Origin of the sequence: Sulfitobacter indolifex, assembly GCF_022788655.1 — a bacterium.
Taxonomy (GTDB): Bacteria; Pseudomonadota; Alphaproteobacteria; order Rhodobacterales; family Rhodobacteraceae; genus Sulfitobacter; species Sulfitobacter indolifex.
Genome location: NZ_CP084954.1, coordinates 65,278 through 78,924 on the forward strand (window position 1 = coordinate 65,278; position 13,647 = coordinate 78,924).

The 13,647-nt window shown below is 60.4% G+C and carries 12 protein-coding genes; 1 reads left to right on the forward strand and 11 read right to left on the reverse strand.

What is annotated here, in order from left to right:
* From DSM14862_RS19140 to DSM14862_RS19165, 6 genes are all read right to left on the reverse strand, one after another.
* The gene (locus DSM14862_RS19140; protein ID WP_243254630.1) at positions 1-1,584 is read right to left on the reverse strand and encodes a gamma-glutamyltransferase; all 1,584 of its coding nucleotides are present in this window, start codon (positions 1,582-1,584) and stop codon (positions 1-3) included.
* Positions 1,585-1,588: 4 nt separating this feature from the next.
* A complete protein-coding gene (locus DSM14862_RS19145; RefSeq protein ID WP_007121383.1) occupies positions 1,589-2,584 on the reverse strand; it encodes an ABC transporter ATP-binding protein in 996 nt (331 codons plus the stop codon).
* Positions 2,581-3,579, reverse strand: coding sequence for an ABC transporter ATP-binding protein (locus DSM14862_RS19150; protein ID WP_007121382.1), 999 nt, complete (start codon positions 3,577-3,579; stop codon positions 2,581-2,583). Before DSM14862_RS19150 ends, DSM14862_RS19145 begins: the two co-directional genes overlap by 4 nt.
* 3 nt (positions 3,580-3,582) lie before the next feature.
* Positions 3,583-4,485 carry an ABC transporter permease gene (locus DSM14862_RS19155; protein WP_007121381.1) on the reverse strand — a complete coding sequence of 301 codons (903 nt, stop codon included), beginning with the start codon at positions 4,483-4,485 and terminating at the stop codon, positions 3,583-3,585.
* A 1-nt stretch (position 4,486) separates the two neighbouring features.
* On the reverse strand, positions 4,487-5,404 hold the full coding sequence (locus DSM14862_RS19160; RefSeq protein WP_040702053.1) for an ABC transporter permease: 918 nt from the start codon (positions 5,402-5,404) through the stop codon (positions 4,487-4,489).
* A gap of 114 nt (positions 5,405-5,518) precedes the next feature.
* On the reverse strand, positions 5,519-7,036 hold the full coding sequence (locus DSM14862_RS19165) for an ABC transporter substrate-binding protein (RefSeq protein ID WP_243254631.1): 1,518 nt from the start codon (positions 7,034-7,036) through the stop codon (positions 5,519-5,521).
* A gap of 164 nt (positions 7,037-7,200) precedes the next feature.
* Here DSM14862_RS19165 and DSM14862_RS19170 point away from each other — a divergent pair, with 164 nt between their 5' ends.
* A complete protein-coding gene (locus DSM14862_RS19170) occupies positions 7,201-7,983 on the forward strand; it encodes an IclR family transcriptional regulator (protein WP_007120783.1) in 783 nt (260 codons plus the stop codon).
* A gap of 35 nt (positions 7,984-8,018) precedes the next feature.
* On the opposite strand, the gene DSM14862_RS19175 is transcribed toward DSM14862_RS19170, so the two are convergent.
* From DSM14862_RS19175 to DSM14862_RS19195, 5 genes are all read right to left on the reverse strand, one after another.
* Entirely contained in the window at positions 8,019-10,082 is a 2,064-nt protein-coding gene (locus tag DSM14862_RS19175) for a catalase (RefSeq protein ID WP_007120782.1), read from the reverse strand.
* 101 nt (positions 10,083-10,183) lie between these two features.
* Positions 10,184-11,227, reverse strand: coding sequence for a glycosyltransferase (locus DSM14862_RS19180; protein ID WP_007120781.1), 1,044 nt, complete (start codon positions 11,225-11,227; stop codon positions 10,184-10,186).
* On the reverse strand, positions 11,224-11,787 hold the full coding sequence (locus DSM14862_RS19185) for a class I SAM-dependent methyltransferase (protein WP_007120780.1): 564 nt from the start codon (positions 11,785-11,787) through the stop codon (positions 11,224-11,226). Before DSM14862_RS19185 ends, DSM14862_RS19180 begins: the two co-directional genes overlap by 4 nt.
* Positions 11,787-12,485: a PIG-L deacetylase family protein gene (locus DSM14862_RS19190; protein ID WP_007120779.1), complete on the reverse strand. Its 699-nt coding sequence runs from the start codon at positions 12,483-12,485 to the stop codon at positions 11,787-11,789. Before DSM14862_RS19190 ends, DSM14862_RS19185 begins: the two co-directional genes overlap by 1 nt.
* Entirely contained in the window at positions 12,482-13,570 is a 1,089-nt protein-coding gene (locus tag DSM14862_RS19195; protein WP_007120778.1) for an acyl-CoA/acyl-ACP dehydrogenase, read from the reverse strand. Before DSM14862_RS19195 ends, DSM14862_RS19190 begins: the two co-directional genes overlap by 4 nt.
* Positions 13,571-13,647 lie beyond the last annotated feature (77 nt).

Consider the following 13,647-nt stretch of genomic DNA (forward strand, 5'->3'; position numbering starts at 1 on the left):
TTAAATGTCCTTTGTCATATCTTCGGAAATGGCGTCGCCCCACGGCGACATGATCTCGGTACAGCCCGAATTGCGCCCCGCGTCGCGCATCACGCCGGCAGGGCAGGCAAAGGCGTAAGGAAAGATGGTGCGCTTGGTTTCGGCGACAGTATTGTCTTCGCGCAGGCGGTCCAGCACATCGCGTGGCAGGTCTTCGTCGGCGATAAGTTGGTTGGCGTCCGAGGCGTCGATCCGGGGCGCGTGGAAGCTGTCCTCCAGTGACATGTCGAAATCGGTCACGAAGGACGAAAGCTGCGCCACCGCGCCGAGGATCTTACGCCCACCGGAGGCACCGAAGGCAAAGCGTTTGTCACCCTGTTCGCCGATCACCGGGCAGACATTCATCAAGCAGCGCTTGTTGGGGCCGAGCGAATTCGGGCGGCCCTGCACCGGGTCGAACCACATGATGCCATTGTTCATCAGAAATCCGGTAGAGGGGGAGACGACGCGCGAGCCAAAGATCGACAGCAGTGTTTGGGTCTGCGCGACCATGTTGCCGTCGCGGTCGACGACCGAGAAATGCGTGGTGCAGCCAGGGGCTTCGGGGCTTTCGCCCGTGTCACCCATTGCACCAAGTCGGCGAGCATAAGCGCCTTTAAGGGCGTTGGCCATCGCGGCATAGCTGTCGGGGCCGGGGGCGTTGCCCAAGGCTTCGGTCTCAAGCGAGGCGAAAGTATCGCGGAAAGTCGGCCCGGCGGTCAGCCCCGGCACCACATGAAAACGCGCATCGCGGTAGGCGAAATCGAGCGGTGCATGAAATTTGGCGCGGTAGGCGTTTAGGTCTTCGCGCGACAGACTGCCGCCTTTGTCCTGCACGTCTTGCGCCATGGCGGCACCGAGGTCGCCGTCGTAAAGGGTACGCGCCCCGTGGCGGGCGATCTGATCCAGACTGTCGGCCATGCGCGATTGATCCAACCGCTTCTCGGCCAACGCGGTCCAGCCGCTGACCGTCGGCCATTGCCCATCTTCGAGAAAGAGCGCTGCGGCATCGTCATCTTTCGCCAATTCGCGCGTGCAAGAGGCGATGACAAGCGCGGCGTACCAATCGACCAAAAGCCCCTTGCGCGCGTGGTCTATCGCGGGCGACAGCAGCTCACCCCATGGCATTTTGCCGAAACGCTCATGCGCTTGGCCCAGGCCATCGACAACCCCCGGCACCGCGATGGCAGTCGCACCCTGCACGTTGCGGTCACCTTCGACATGTTCCCACGGGAACAAATCGCCCGCCTTGCCGCGTCCGCTGAGCGGATAGTTCGCCGGGTCAAGCGCGCCGGGGCTGCGCATGCCGTGGTTCAATGCGTGGGCTTGGCCTTCGTCGGCGCGCCAAAGCATCATCGCCCCGCCGCCTGCCGGGCCGCTCATCCACGGCTCCAGCACCCCGATGACGAATGAGGTGGCCACGGCTGCGTCTACCGCGTCGCCCCCAGCCGCCAGTACTTCGGCCCCTGCGATTGCTGCAAGCCGGTGCTGGGCCGCGACGACGCCGTGTTCGGTTTCGATGACGGTTTTGCGGGTTTGACTGCTGTGCGACAGGTTCGATGACATGGGATTACTCTTGCTCGTACATGGGGGTTTCCGGATCGTGCAGATGGCAGGCAACATGGCCCTCCGGGATCGGAATGTGGCGCGGCGCCTTTTGCTTGCAGAAATCCGTCGCGCGCGGGCAACGCGGATGGAAATGGCAGCCCGGCGGCGGCGCGATGGGGTTGGGGTAGGCCATGCCAAGCTGCGTGTCCGGCACGCCTAAGCCCGGCTCGGGCGTCAGCACGGATTTCAACAGCGCTTGTGTGTAGGGGTGACGCGGGGCGTCGAAGAGCCCGGCGACCGAGTTCTGCTCGACGATCTCGCCCAGATACATCACTGCCACGCGCGTCGCGAGGTGCTCGACCACCGCGAGGTCATGGCTGATGAAAAGATAGGTCAGGCCAAACTCTTCGCGCAGCTCACCCAATAGGTTGAGGATCTGGCTTTGTACCGACACATCCAACGCCGAGGTCGGCTCGTCGCAGATCACCACTTCGGGCTTCATGATCAGCGCCCGTGCAATCGCCACGCGCTGGCGTTGGCCGCCCGACATCTGGCTGGGGTAGGTGTTCATCACGCGCTGCGGCAGGCCGACAACGTCGAGGATTTCTTTCACCTTTTTCTTGCGGCTGGCCTCATCCCCGATGCCATGTACCCGCAACGGCAGGGAGATCACGTCATAGATGCTTTTGCGCGGGTTGAGCGAAGAATAGGGGTCTTGAAAGATCGGCTGGATGCGCCGCGCGAGCGCCAAGCGGCCCTGCTGCGTGATCTCTTCGCCGTCAATCTTAACGTGACCGGCGGTGGGTTGTTCCAGACCCAGCAGGATCTTGGCGAGGGTGGATTTACCACAGCCGCTCTCACCGACCAGCCCCAGCACTTCGCCCCGGCCCAGTTGCAGCGATACGTCGTTCACGGCGGTCAGCGGTTTGACCTTGCCAAACATGCCCTGTTTCACCCGGTAGGTTTTGCTAACGCCGGAAAGCTCCAGCACCGGGGGGGTGTTTACGCTGTCCTTCATACGGTCAGCTCCTTCTCGGAATGGCGTTTGCCATCGGGGAAAATGCAGCGGAAGGCGTGATTGCCGTCCTCGCGTTTGGGGATGTCGCCACGGCATTCGGCCACCGCATGGGGGCAACGGGTGCGGAAAACGCAGCCTTCGACTTCGCCCACCAGCGATGGCACGATGCCCGGAATAGTGCCAAGCTTCGCACCGCGGTCGGTCTTGCCGGGCAGCGGGATACAGCGCAGCAACCCGCGGGTGTAGGGATGCGAAGGCGCGTTAAAGATGTCGGCCACCGGGCCGGTCTCGACCAACTCGCCCGCGTACATTACCGCGACCTTATCTGCCACCCGCGCCACGACGCCGAGGTCATGAGTGATGAGGATCACCGCCATGTTCATCTCGCGTCCCAGATCATGCAGCAGCCGCAGGATCTGCGCCTGAATGGTCACGTCGAGCGCGGTTGTCGGCTCGTCCGCGATGATCAGTTCCGGTTCGCACATCAGCGCCATCGCGATCATCACGCGTTGCCGAAGGCCGCCCGACAACTGGTGTGGGTATTGCGACAAGCGGCTCTCGGCGGCGGTGATGCCGACCTTCTCCAGCAACTCGATCGCCCGGTCGCGGGCCTGCTGACGGCTAACCTTGCGGTGCAACAGCAGCGCCTCGGCCAGTTGGTCCCCGATGGTATAGGCGGGGTTCAGCGAGGTCATCGGCTCTTGGAAAATCATCGCCATCCGTGCGCCGCGCAATTTGCGCATCTGGCTTTGGCTCGCGGTGGTCAACTCAGTCCCGTCAAAGGTCATCCGGTCGGCGCGGCGGTTGATGGACTTTCCCAGAAGGCCCATCAACGCCAGCGAGGTCAGGGATTTCCCCGAGCCGCTTTCGCCAACGATGCACAGGGTCTCGCCCCGGTTAAGATCAAAGTCGATCCCACGCACCGCATGCAGAGTGCCGCCGCCCGTGGGTATGTCGAGCCGCAGATTGCGGACGCTCAAAAGAGGTTCTGTCATGGGTCAGCTCCGGTTTTCGGGGGCGGTCACGTCGCGCAGACCATCGCCCATCAGATTGATCGCCAGCACCAGCACAAAAAGAACGGCACCGGGGATCAGGACGAGCCACGGCTCGAACAGCATCATGTTTTTACCTTCCGAGACCATCAGCCCCCAGCTCGGCGTCGGCGGTTGCACCCCGAGGCCGAGGAAGGAGAGCGCGGCTTCCAGCAGGATCGCATGGGCCATTTCCAGCGTCACGACGACGATCAGATTGTTGGCGATGTTGGGCATGATTTCGGACAGCAAAATGCGCGGGGTCGAGGCACCGATGACCTGTGCTGCCGCAACATATTCGCGCCGCCGGACCTGCATGGTCGAGGCGCGCATCACCACGGCAAAACGGTCCCAGAGCAGCAGACCCAGAACGCCGATCACGACCTGAAGCGAACCGCCGAGGATCGCCACGACCGCGAGGGCGACCAGCACCACAGGCATCGCCAAACGCACGTTGATTAGGAAGGTCACGACCGCATCGACCTTGCCACCGAAGTAGCCCGCAGCCACGCCCATGACCGTGCCGATCACGCCAGAGATCAGCGCCGCCACGGCCCCAATCAACAGTGAAATCCGCGCACCATAGATCAGGCGCGACAGGTAATCGCGGCCAAGGTGATCGGTGCCCAAAGGATGCTCCCAATCGCCGCCGAGGAACACAGGAGGCTCCATCCGGGTCATCAGGCTTTGCGCATAGGGGTCATGGGGTGCAATCCATGGGGCGAGGATCGCGATGATCGTAAGGATCACGAGGACAATCGCCCCGATCAGCAGACCCTGATGCCCAAAGACGCGCTTGCGCAGCATCTGGCCGGGGGTCGGGCCGGTGATTTCGTCCAAAAGGCTGTCATGTGTACCAGCGGTGATCATGTCAGCTGCTCCTCATGCGGGGGTCGAGCCATGCGTTCAGCACGTCTGCGAGGAAGGTGAACACGATGTAAAACATCGAGAAAATTAGGATCAGCGCCTGTACGGTGGGCAGGTCATTACGCGCGATGCTTTCCCACGCGAGATAGCCCGCGCCATGCAGGGCAAAGATCGATTCCACCACGATGGAGCCGCCCAGCATGAAGCCCATTTGCACGGCGGCAAGGCTCACCACCGGGATGATCGCGTTGCGCAGGGCGTGGCGGAACAGCACGCGGGTTTCATTGGCCCCCTTGGCCCGCGCGGTGCGGATGTAGTCTGAGTTCAGCACATCCAGCATGCCTGCGCGGGTCAGGCGCATGATCGCGGGCATCGCGTAATAGCCCAGCACGATGGTCGGCAGAATGAAATGACGCCAAGTCTCGGTGCCCGATGGCGGCAGCCAGCCCAGTTGGATGGCAAAAACAACAATCAGGATCAGACCGAACCAGAAGCTTGGCATCGCTTGCCCGGCGACCGAGATGAACAGCGCCACACGGTCAATGATTGAATTGGGGCGGATCGCGGCGACCACGCCAAGCGGCACGGCAGTCAGCAGCGCGAAGGTGATGCCGCAGACGCCCAGTATCATGGTAACACTGAGACGGTCAGCAATGAGCGAGGCAACCGGCAGGCGGAAATAGTAGCTTTCGCCAAAATCGCCCTGAATGGCCGAGAACAGCCATTCGCCATATTGCACCAGCATCGGACGGTCAAAACCGTAGAGGCGGCGCAGGGCCTCGACATCTTCGCCACTGGCGGTTTCGCCGGCCAGTGCGGCGGCGGGATCGCCCGACAGGAACAGCAGGCTAAAGCTGATAAACGACACGGTGAAGGCCACGAGAATGGCCAATCCCAATCGTTTGAGAATGAATTGAAGCACGGGTGCAACTACCTTGAGGCTGCGCCGCAGACGGATGGCCTGCCGCGTGGGTCTGGGTGGGGTGCGGAAAAAAGCCGGGCAGGGGCACCGAACACGGCGCCCCTGCGGGTTGGTTTACTTCCAGCTGGCCGTGGTGAAGCGCAGAACTTCGTCGGCTGTGGGCGTGTATTCCACCTCATTGGTGGTCACGTAGTTGGTGTTGTAGGAGAACATCGGCGCCCAATAGGCTTCCTCGGTGATGCGCTCAATTGCCTTGGAGTAGTTCTCTTTGCGCACGGCCTCATCGGTCGAGCTGTCGGCTATGTTGAGGTATTCCAGTGTCTCGTCGTCCATCGCATAGTCAAGCGAGCCGTGCTTGAAGAACTGGCTGACCATGGCAGAGGCGTCGTTGATCGAATAGCTGCCCCAGGTCTGGAACGACACGGCTGTTTCGCCGTTCATGCTCTGCTCACGCAGAGCGGAATACTGCAGCATTTTGAAGTTGGTATCGATGCCCACAGCGTTCAGGTAGCTTGAGATCGCTTCGGCATATTCGCGGTCACGGTAGGCGTAGAAGTCGATTGTCAGGCCATCTTCATAGCCCGCTTCGGCCAGCAGTTCTTTGGCCTTCTCGGGGTTGTACTCATACTTAACCGCGGCCTCTTCGTCGCAGCCGAACTGGCTGGGGAAGCAGGGGGTGTAAACGACTTTAGATTTGCCCTTGAGCAGCGCATCGACCAGTTCCTGACGGTTGATCGCGTAGTTCACCGCTTTGCGCACGCGGATGTCGGTGAAGGGGCTGTCTTCCGAACGGCCCGCCGCATCCAGCGTCAGATAACCGACGCGCATGGTGGATTCGTTGGAAACCTGAAACTCGTCCCGCTCGGCCAGCTTTTCGGCTTGGTCCGAAGGCACCTGCCAGATCAGATCGAGCGACCCGCTAAAGAGTTCAGCCATCTGGGTGTTCACATCCGGAATGGTGCGGATGTCGACGTTTTTGATGCTGGGCTTGCCTTTGGGGCTGTCATGGTAACCTTCATAGGCTTCCAGTTTGAAGTGCTGGCCGGGCACGACTTCGGTCACTTTGTAGGGGCCGGTGCCGACGGGTTTGAGGCCCATGCCCTCAGGGCCGGCTTCTTCGTAGTAGTCGCTGGGGTACATCGACACGGGGCCGGAAAGGAATTCGATCGCCGCCGGGAATTTCTCTTTCAGCATGATGCGCACGGTGTAATCGTCGATCTTCTCAGCCGATTTCATCCAGTTGACGTTGCGCTGTGTCTTCACGCCGTTGGCCTCGTCGGCCACGTAGTTGACGGTGAACACCACGTCGTCGGCTGTGAAGTCAGAGCCGTCGTGGAATTTCACGCCTTCGCGCAGTTTGAATTCGATGGTCGTGTCGTCGATCCATTCCCACTCGGTGGCGAGGTTGCCCATGTATTCGTTGCTGACCGGATCACGGTAGATCAGCCCGTCCCAGACCGCGCGCTGCAAAACCACGCCTTCCCGCGATGAGTTGAAATAGCTGTCGACGTTCTCAAGCTCTTTGGTGAAGGCGACGTTCAGCGTGTCGTCTGCCTTGTCGGCCCAAGCCGCGCCCGTGGCGGCGGCTAGGATAAGCCCGGTGATGGTAGATTTCAGGACCGTGGATTTCATGGTCAACTCCCCTGTTGGTTTACGAATTCAGTTCCGTATCTTTTTGACTTGCGAAGCGTATCATATAATAATACTGGATATCGCTATACGATTAGTAAACGCAATCCGTTCGGTATACGTCAAGCCCCGGTTTGATATTTTAGGCTAACTTTCGGGGTAGGTGATTGGAAAAGAAGCAAAATACGCTCTACGTAGGGTCACTCGCCAAAGGGCTGCGCCTGCTCCGCGCCTTTGATGAATCGCATACGGAATTGTCCCTTGTGGCGCTTGCAGAGCGCAGCGGGCTGGACAAAAGCGCGGTGCAACGTCTTGCAAATACGCTGCATATCGAAGGGATGCTCGACAAAGATCCGGTGACCCGGCGCTTTCGTCCATCCCATGCATGGCTGGAGCTGGCCTATGCCTATTACTGGTCGGATCAACTGGTCGGGCAGGCGATTCCCAAGCTGATCGACCTTAGCCAAGAGATTGGCGAAACGGTCAATCTGGCCGAACTTTCCAAGGATCATATCATCTACGTTAGCCGGTTGCCCTGCCAACGGACCTACTTTGCAGCCACGGTCATCGGACGGCGGCTGCCTGCGCTGTCAACCTCAGCGGGCCGCGCGATCATCTCGACATTCTCGCCAGAGGACCGTGAAGAGGCGATTGAGACTTGGCCGCTTAAATCATTTACCGCGCGCACCACTTTGGACCGGGCGACAATCCGCAACAGCATCGATGAGGCCGTGCAGCAGGGCCATGCGATCTCCAGCGATCAAATGATTCTGTCAGAGATTGGTGTCGCCTGCCCGATCATCGGCCCCGACGGGCGTGCCTTTGCGGCGGTGCAATGCTCGGTCTCGGCCCATACATGGACGCGTGAGCGTATCAGGGCGGAGATCCTGCCGCGGTTGCAAGACACCGCCAATGCCATCTCGCCCTCGTCACAGGTGCACCGACGTTGAAAAGCCGGGGCGTTGCGGCCCCGGCCAATGATTTCTTATTCCCAATTCGGCTTTTCTTCGCGTTCCCAGAACCGCAGCTTGCGGCAGGACTTGAGGAAATCTCCGGCGTTGTCGGCTGTGATCTCCGTGGTGCCCTCGTCCTTTTCAACACCGGCGGCTTTGAGCAGCGGATCGGCGGCCTTGGTCCAAGCAATGAACTTGTTATGCGCAAAGGCGTCCGAGGCGAAATCCTGCGAGGGCTTGTTCTTGGCGATTTTGTCGGCTTTCTCGTCGCCAAAGACCAGTGCCACGGCGTCAAACACAACCGACGGCCCACCGTCGATCTTTTCATCCCCCGCGCGGGTACTGCCGTCGGACAGAGTGACCCCTTGAATGTGAGGTGTGACGATGGCCACCATCGCACCTTCATCCTTAAAGGTTTGCTCAAGCGCTTCCACCACAGATGCATCGGCACCATCCGTCAAGTAGAGCCCCAGCTTACGACCCGCGAAGGTGTTTGGTGGGTTCTTGAGAATGCTCAACGCATCGGAGGCAGGCAGATCGGTGATCGGCGCGCGGGCAGGGGTCGCAGGTTCGGGCATCTCGGTTACACCAAGGCCGTCGGCGACTTGTTTCGCCAGATCGTCATGCACGTTCATTAGATGCGACAGCATCCGCAAGCGAATGCGCTCCTCCTGACACTTGGACAGCTCGAACGTATAAGCCGCCGCGATGTGCTGCTGTTCGATCTTGGTCTGGCTGATGTAGAACTGCCGCGCCTGGCTATAGTGGTCGGCAAAGGTCTCTGACCGCACGCGCTGTTTGGTGCCACTGACCTCTTCCGCGTAGCTTTTGAACCCAATCTCCGGGTTCTCACGCGGGCCGCCATCCTCACCCCAGCTGTTCGGCTCATAGTTCACCCGGCCTTTGGGATTGTGCATCGCCATATGGCCATCTTGCTGGAAGTGGTGGAACGGACATTTCGGCGCGTTGATAGGGATATGGGTGAAGTTCGGCCCGCCAAGGCGTTTAATCTGCGTGTCGAGGTACGAAAAGTTCCGGCCCTGCAGCAGCGGATCGTTGGTGTGGTCAATCCCGCGCACGATGTTTTGGGTGCAGAATGCGACCTGCTCGGTCTCGGCAAAGAAGTTGTCGACATTGGCATCCAGCATCAGCGTCCCGATGATGCGCACCGGCACCTGTTCTTCGGGGATCAGTTTGGTCGCGTCGAGGATGTCGAACTCAAAGTTATCGGCAAACTCATCGTCAAAGACCTGAATGCCCAGATCCCACTGCGGGAAATCGCCCGCGTCGATTGCATCCCACATGTCGCGGCGGTGGAAGTCCGGGTCCGCGCCATTGATCTTGAGCGCCTCGTTCCAGACGACCGATTGCACGCCTTGCTTGGGCTTCCAATGAAACTTGACGTAATGGGATTTGCCCTCAGCGTTGACCAGCCGGAAGGTATGCACGCCGAAACCTTCCATGAAACGCAAGGAGCGCGGGATCGCTCGGTCGGACATCTGCCAAACCGTCATATGGATCGCCTCGGGCGAGAGCGAGATGAAATCCCAAAAGTTGTCGTGCGCCGATTGTGCCTGTGGGAAGCCCCGGTCGGGGGCGGCTTTGACTGAGTGGACCAGATCGGGGAATTTGATCGCGTCTTGGATAAAGAACACGGGGATGTTGTTGCCGACCAGATCCCAGTTGCCTTCTTGGGTGTAGAACTTGGTCGCAAAGCCACGCACGTCACGGGCCAGATCGAAGGACCCCTTGTTGCCCGCCACGGTCGAGAAGCGGGTGAATGTCGGGGTCTTTTCGCCAACGCGCTGGAAAATGTCAGCAGCGGAAAGTTCGGGGATCGCCTCGGTCAGCTCAAAGTGCCCATGCACCCCGTAGCCGCGCGCGTGAACGACGCGCTCTGGAATGCGCTCGTGGTCGAAATGGAACATTTTCTCGCGAAAAATGTGATCTTCCATCAAGACCGGGCCGCGCGGGCCCGCTTTGAGCGAGTTCTGATCATCCGCGATCGGACCGCCCTGCGCGGTGGTCATCGTCTTTTCGCGGTCCGTGGTTTGCTGGCGGGGTTCGCCGCCTTTGCCAAGTTCTTTATCTGTCATGATCTTTCTCCACAGCGCCCCCGGAATATGATCGGGAGGATTTGTTGCAAATTCGCGGTGGGCCAACTGGCCCTTCCAGAGTGGGGCGCAATTGCTCAGCCCTACGAGAGTTCAACCGCCCGGGAGGCGGGGGGTTCCCAAGCATTCGTGACCGGGCTCTGAAACTTCTCCCCGGACCAGAATTTGGACGGCACGGTATGTGCGGTCCGGTCAAATGCGCCGTCTTGTCCGTTAAGGAAGGCCGACAGAACCGAAATGTGCGCAGGCAGATCGCGTACCGATACGCGCTCAACAGGTGGCACCTGCGGCGGCCAACAGCCCATCACGCCACGGCGCTGCTGATCGATCAAGAATGCCGCATTCGGCAAGCAGTCATCGGCCAGATAATCCGCCCCGGCTAATCTGGTGCGCAAAGTATCCGCCATACCGCCGTCAGCCCGCCCGACAAGACGGCAGGAGGCTTCGATCCAGATATCGTCTGCATGCCGCACCTTTTTGCCAAACTCTCGCAACGTACGAATGATTTGGCGGTCTTCGGCGCAGGGGATCGGGGCAAAGCCACCGACGGTTTCATAGGCATCCCGGGTGAAACCAAGGCTGGCGCCGGGGGCGCCACCGTGGCTGCCGCGAAGATCAGCGCAATTCGGGGCATGGCGGGTATAGAGCTCAAGCACCAGGGCGCGGTAAGCTGTTTCATAGTCGTGCAAACTGGGGTCTAAACTGGCCAAGCATTCGGCCTCAGCGGGGTTTAAGGTGACCTTTCCGCAAACCGCATCAACGTCTTGCAGGTGATGGATGCTTTGGGCAACCCAGTCGGGGCTTACCCGACAATCGGCGTCGGTCGTCAAGATATGGCGCAGATGGGGCATTTGCTCAAGCGCAAGGGCGCAGCCCCGCTGCCGCGCCGCCCCGACCCCCATCCCGGGGGCGAGAGTGATATCTAGCACGCTTAGATCGATGTGGTGCTGCCTCGCTGTGAACTGCGCAATCGCGGCGGTGTCATCATCGGAATTATTGACCACAACCACGACCCTGACCCGTTCGTTACACTGCGGGGCGAGGGCGGTGAGACAGGCCGCGATCCGCTCCGCCTCATTTCTCGCGGGGATGATGACCGCGGTATCTTTGCAGCGCTCGAAACTCATGTGCTTGCCCCCGGCAACGCGCGGTCTATGCGGTAGTCGTCGGTCTGGGTCACGCAGGTGAAATCATGTGTGGTGAGGGTCTGTGCAAAGCCTTGCAACGCCTCCTCTCCCTCAAGCGGATTTCCGGTAGGGCCGCGCCACGTCACGCAGATGATCTCGGCCTGCGGCCACCGTGCCGCAATGTCTGTCGCCAGCTGTTCCAAGCCCGCGTGATCCAGAAAATAAAGTACCTCTGACAAGATCAGCAGATCAAAATCGCCTTCGGGCAGGGGGCCGGGGTAGAAGCCTTGAACAAAGCGGCCTTGTGGTACGGTCTGTCGCGCGGCGCGTAGCGCGGTCGCCACAGCGTCCATCCCGGTATAGCGCGCACAAACATCGATCAGATGCCGCGCCAACTGGCCGTTGCCGCACCCCAATTCAAAGGCACTGCGATAGCCACTTTGCGAAAGCGCCGCGCGGGTTGCTTTGAACTTTGCCTGCTCATAAGCGCTATGCTCAAATCCCCAAGGATCGCTGGTCTGCGCGTAGAGCCCTTGCAAATGATCCAATCCAACGCCCATCACGGCATCCTCCAGAAAATCTCATCTTCCTGCGCGAACAGCTCGACCATGGGTTCAGGCAGGACAAAGCCCTCAGGATCATCTTGCACGACCTGACCAAGCTGACTGCGATGCGCCCGGATGGCGTTGATCTTGGTTTCGCGAAAAGGGGAGGTGTCGAGATGAACCGGGTCATATGGCGCGGTGTTTTGGGCAAACTGAGGGTCGTCCCAACGGCTCCAAACCGGGTAGCTGTAGAAATGCAGGTCAGGCCGTGTGTCGCGCAAAGCGTCAGCGAGCTGTGCGGTGGTCTGGTGATCGCAGTGTTTGTCCTCGCGCGCCGGGACAAAGATGTGGCGTATGTTTTGGGCGTCAATCACGTCGGTAAGCGACGCCAATACCTCAGACGTCGCAACTTCATGCATCCGGCTGTCGGGCAGGCCAAGCCATGTCAGGTCTTCAGTATTGCCGCCCAGAATATTAAGCGCTGCAAGCAACTCCGCGCGGCGTGTTTCGGCCAAGCGGGCAGGGGGCCAATCGTGAGAACCAGGGTGGCTGGCGCTGCCATCTGTCATGCAAACCACATGCACGCCCGCGGCCGAGAAAGCACGGGCCAGAAGGCCACCGCAGGCAAGGGTTTCGTCATCAGGATGCGGGGCCAGAACAGCAATCTTTTCCCTGCCAGAAAGGGCGTCGAGAAGGCGGGCATTCTCACTCATCCGAAGACACCCCAGACCGTCTCATGAGAGGACAAGGCGTGGCGCGCGGCGCGTTGTAGAAACGCATCCCGCGCGGCTTGGCGCAGGTAGACCGACAGATCGCGCGCCATCCGCCCGGTTTCGGAGGTTGCTGCGAAGTGGCGCAAGCCAAGGCTTTGCTCCACGGCCCTAATCGCATCTAGGGCGACTTCCTCGGTGTAAATCCGCGCGGCGATAGAAGTGCTGACGATGGTCTCAGGTTGCACATCATCCACGCTGGCAAGTGCGGCGCGTTCCACCAAAGCCATCCCGGCCCAGACACGCATCAACACCTGCATAAGCCGAGCCAATTGGGCGTCGGCCTCCAAACGGTCCATCGCGCGCAGGGCTGTTGCTGCCGTGTCGATAAGGCCTGCCGCCGCTCCGGCCTGAAGGGCGGCAATCCGCCAGACCCCGCCAATAAAATGCGGCTCGTTTAAGTAATCACCGGGCGCGCCGATCAGGTGCTTTTCTTGCGCTGCCAGGCCAGAAAAATCGAACCGGCCCGACGCCGTGGCACGCATGCCCAGCATGTCCCACTGCGATGCATCCCCACGTTTAGGGTCGGTGACCTCTACCAGCGCGAGCTGAACCTTGGGGCCGGAGTTTAGCGAAATAACCGCATGCGTAACGGTGCCCAAGCCTGAAGCGAAAATCTTTTCACCCTGCAAGATATCTGCTTCAAACGTGGCGGCCGTGTCCCCATCGGCCCCCCAAACCCCCAAAAGGCCGCCTTGCTCAATCACCTGTTCCGCGTGTCGAATTTGCGCCTTGGTGCCATACAAGCGAATGAGCCGTAGCGCGTTTACGTGCCCTTCCCACAACCGGCCCACGCTAAGATTGGCAGCGCCGATCTGCATCAAGGCACGCGCGGTCCGCAGCGGCGACGTGGCGCCGTCCTCAAACATCAGCCCGGCGTCACGAAGGATGTCGATGGATGCAGCGATCGGTCTTTCACCGCTTTCCTCGGCAGAGGCCGCGTCGCGCAGGGCTTGCCGGGCGGCATCGGAAAGGGCGTCAATCTGCGGGGCGGGCGGAAGGGGATCGAAACGTGGGGCACTGTTCATGGCAGCGTCCGGATGTCGGTACAGTTTGCTACCATCAGATCATGCACCACGATTCACTCCCCATTTATAGAATGGGG

Bases quoted from the DNA above. Each gene is read 5' to 3' on its own strand.
- DSM14862_RS19145 (WP_007121383.1), bottom strand. From the start codon at position 2,584: ATGAAGGACAGCGTAAACACCCCCCCGGTGCTGGAGCTTTCCGGCGTT.
- DSM14862_RS19180 (WP_007120781.1), bottom strand. From the start codon at position 11,227: ATGAGTTTCGAGCGCTGCAAAGATACCGCGGTCATCATCCCCGCGAGA.
- DSM14862_RS19190 (WP_007120779.1), bottom strand. From the start codon at position 12,485: ATGAGTGAGAATGCCCGCCTTCTCGACGCCCTTTCTGGCAGGGAAAAG.
- DSM14862_RS19175 (WP_007120782.1), bottom strand. From the start codon at position 10,082: ATGACAGATAAAGAACTTGGCAAAGGCGGCGAACCCCGCCAGCAAACC.
- DSM14862_RS19150 (WP_007121382.1), bottom strand. From the start codon at position 3,579: ATGACAGAACCTCTTTTGAGCGTCCGCAATCTGCGGCTCGACATACCC.
- DSM14862_RS19140 (WP_243254630.1), bottom strand. From the start codon at position 1,584: ATGTCATCGAACCTGTCGCACAGCAGTCAAACCCGCAAAACCGTCATC.
- DSM14862_RS19155 (WP_007121381.1), bottom strand. From the start codon at position 4,485: ATGATCACCGCTGGTACACATGACAGCCTTTTGGACGAAATCACCGGC.
- DSM14862_RS19195 (WP_007120778.1), bottom strand. From the start codon at position 13,570: ATGAACAGTGCCCCACGTTTCGATCCCCTTCCGCCCGCCCCGCAGATT.
- DSM14862_RS19185 (WP_007120780.1), bottom strand. From the start codon at position 11,787: ATGGGCGTTGGATTGGATCATTTGCAAGGGCTCTACGCGCAGACCAGC.
- DSM14862_RS19165 (WP_243254631.1), bottom strand. From the start codon at position 7,036: ATGAAATCCACGGTCCTGAAATCTACCATCACCGGGCTTATCCTAGCC.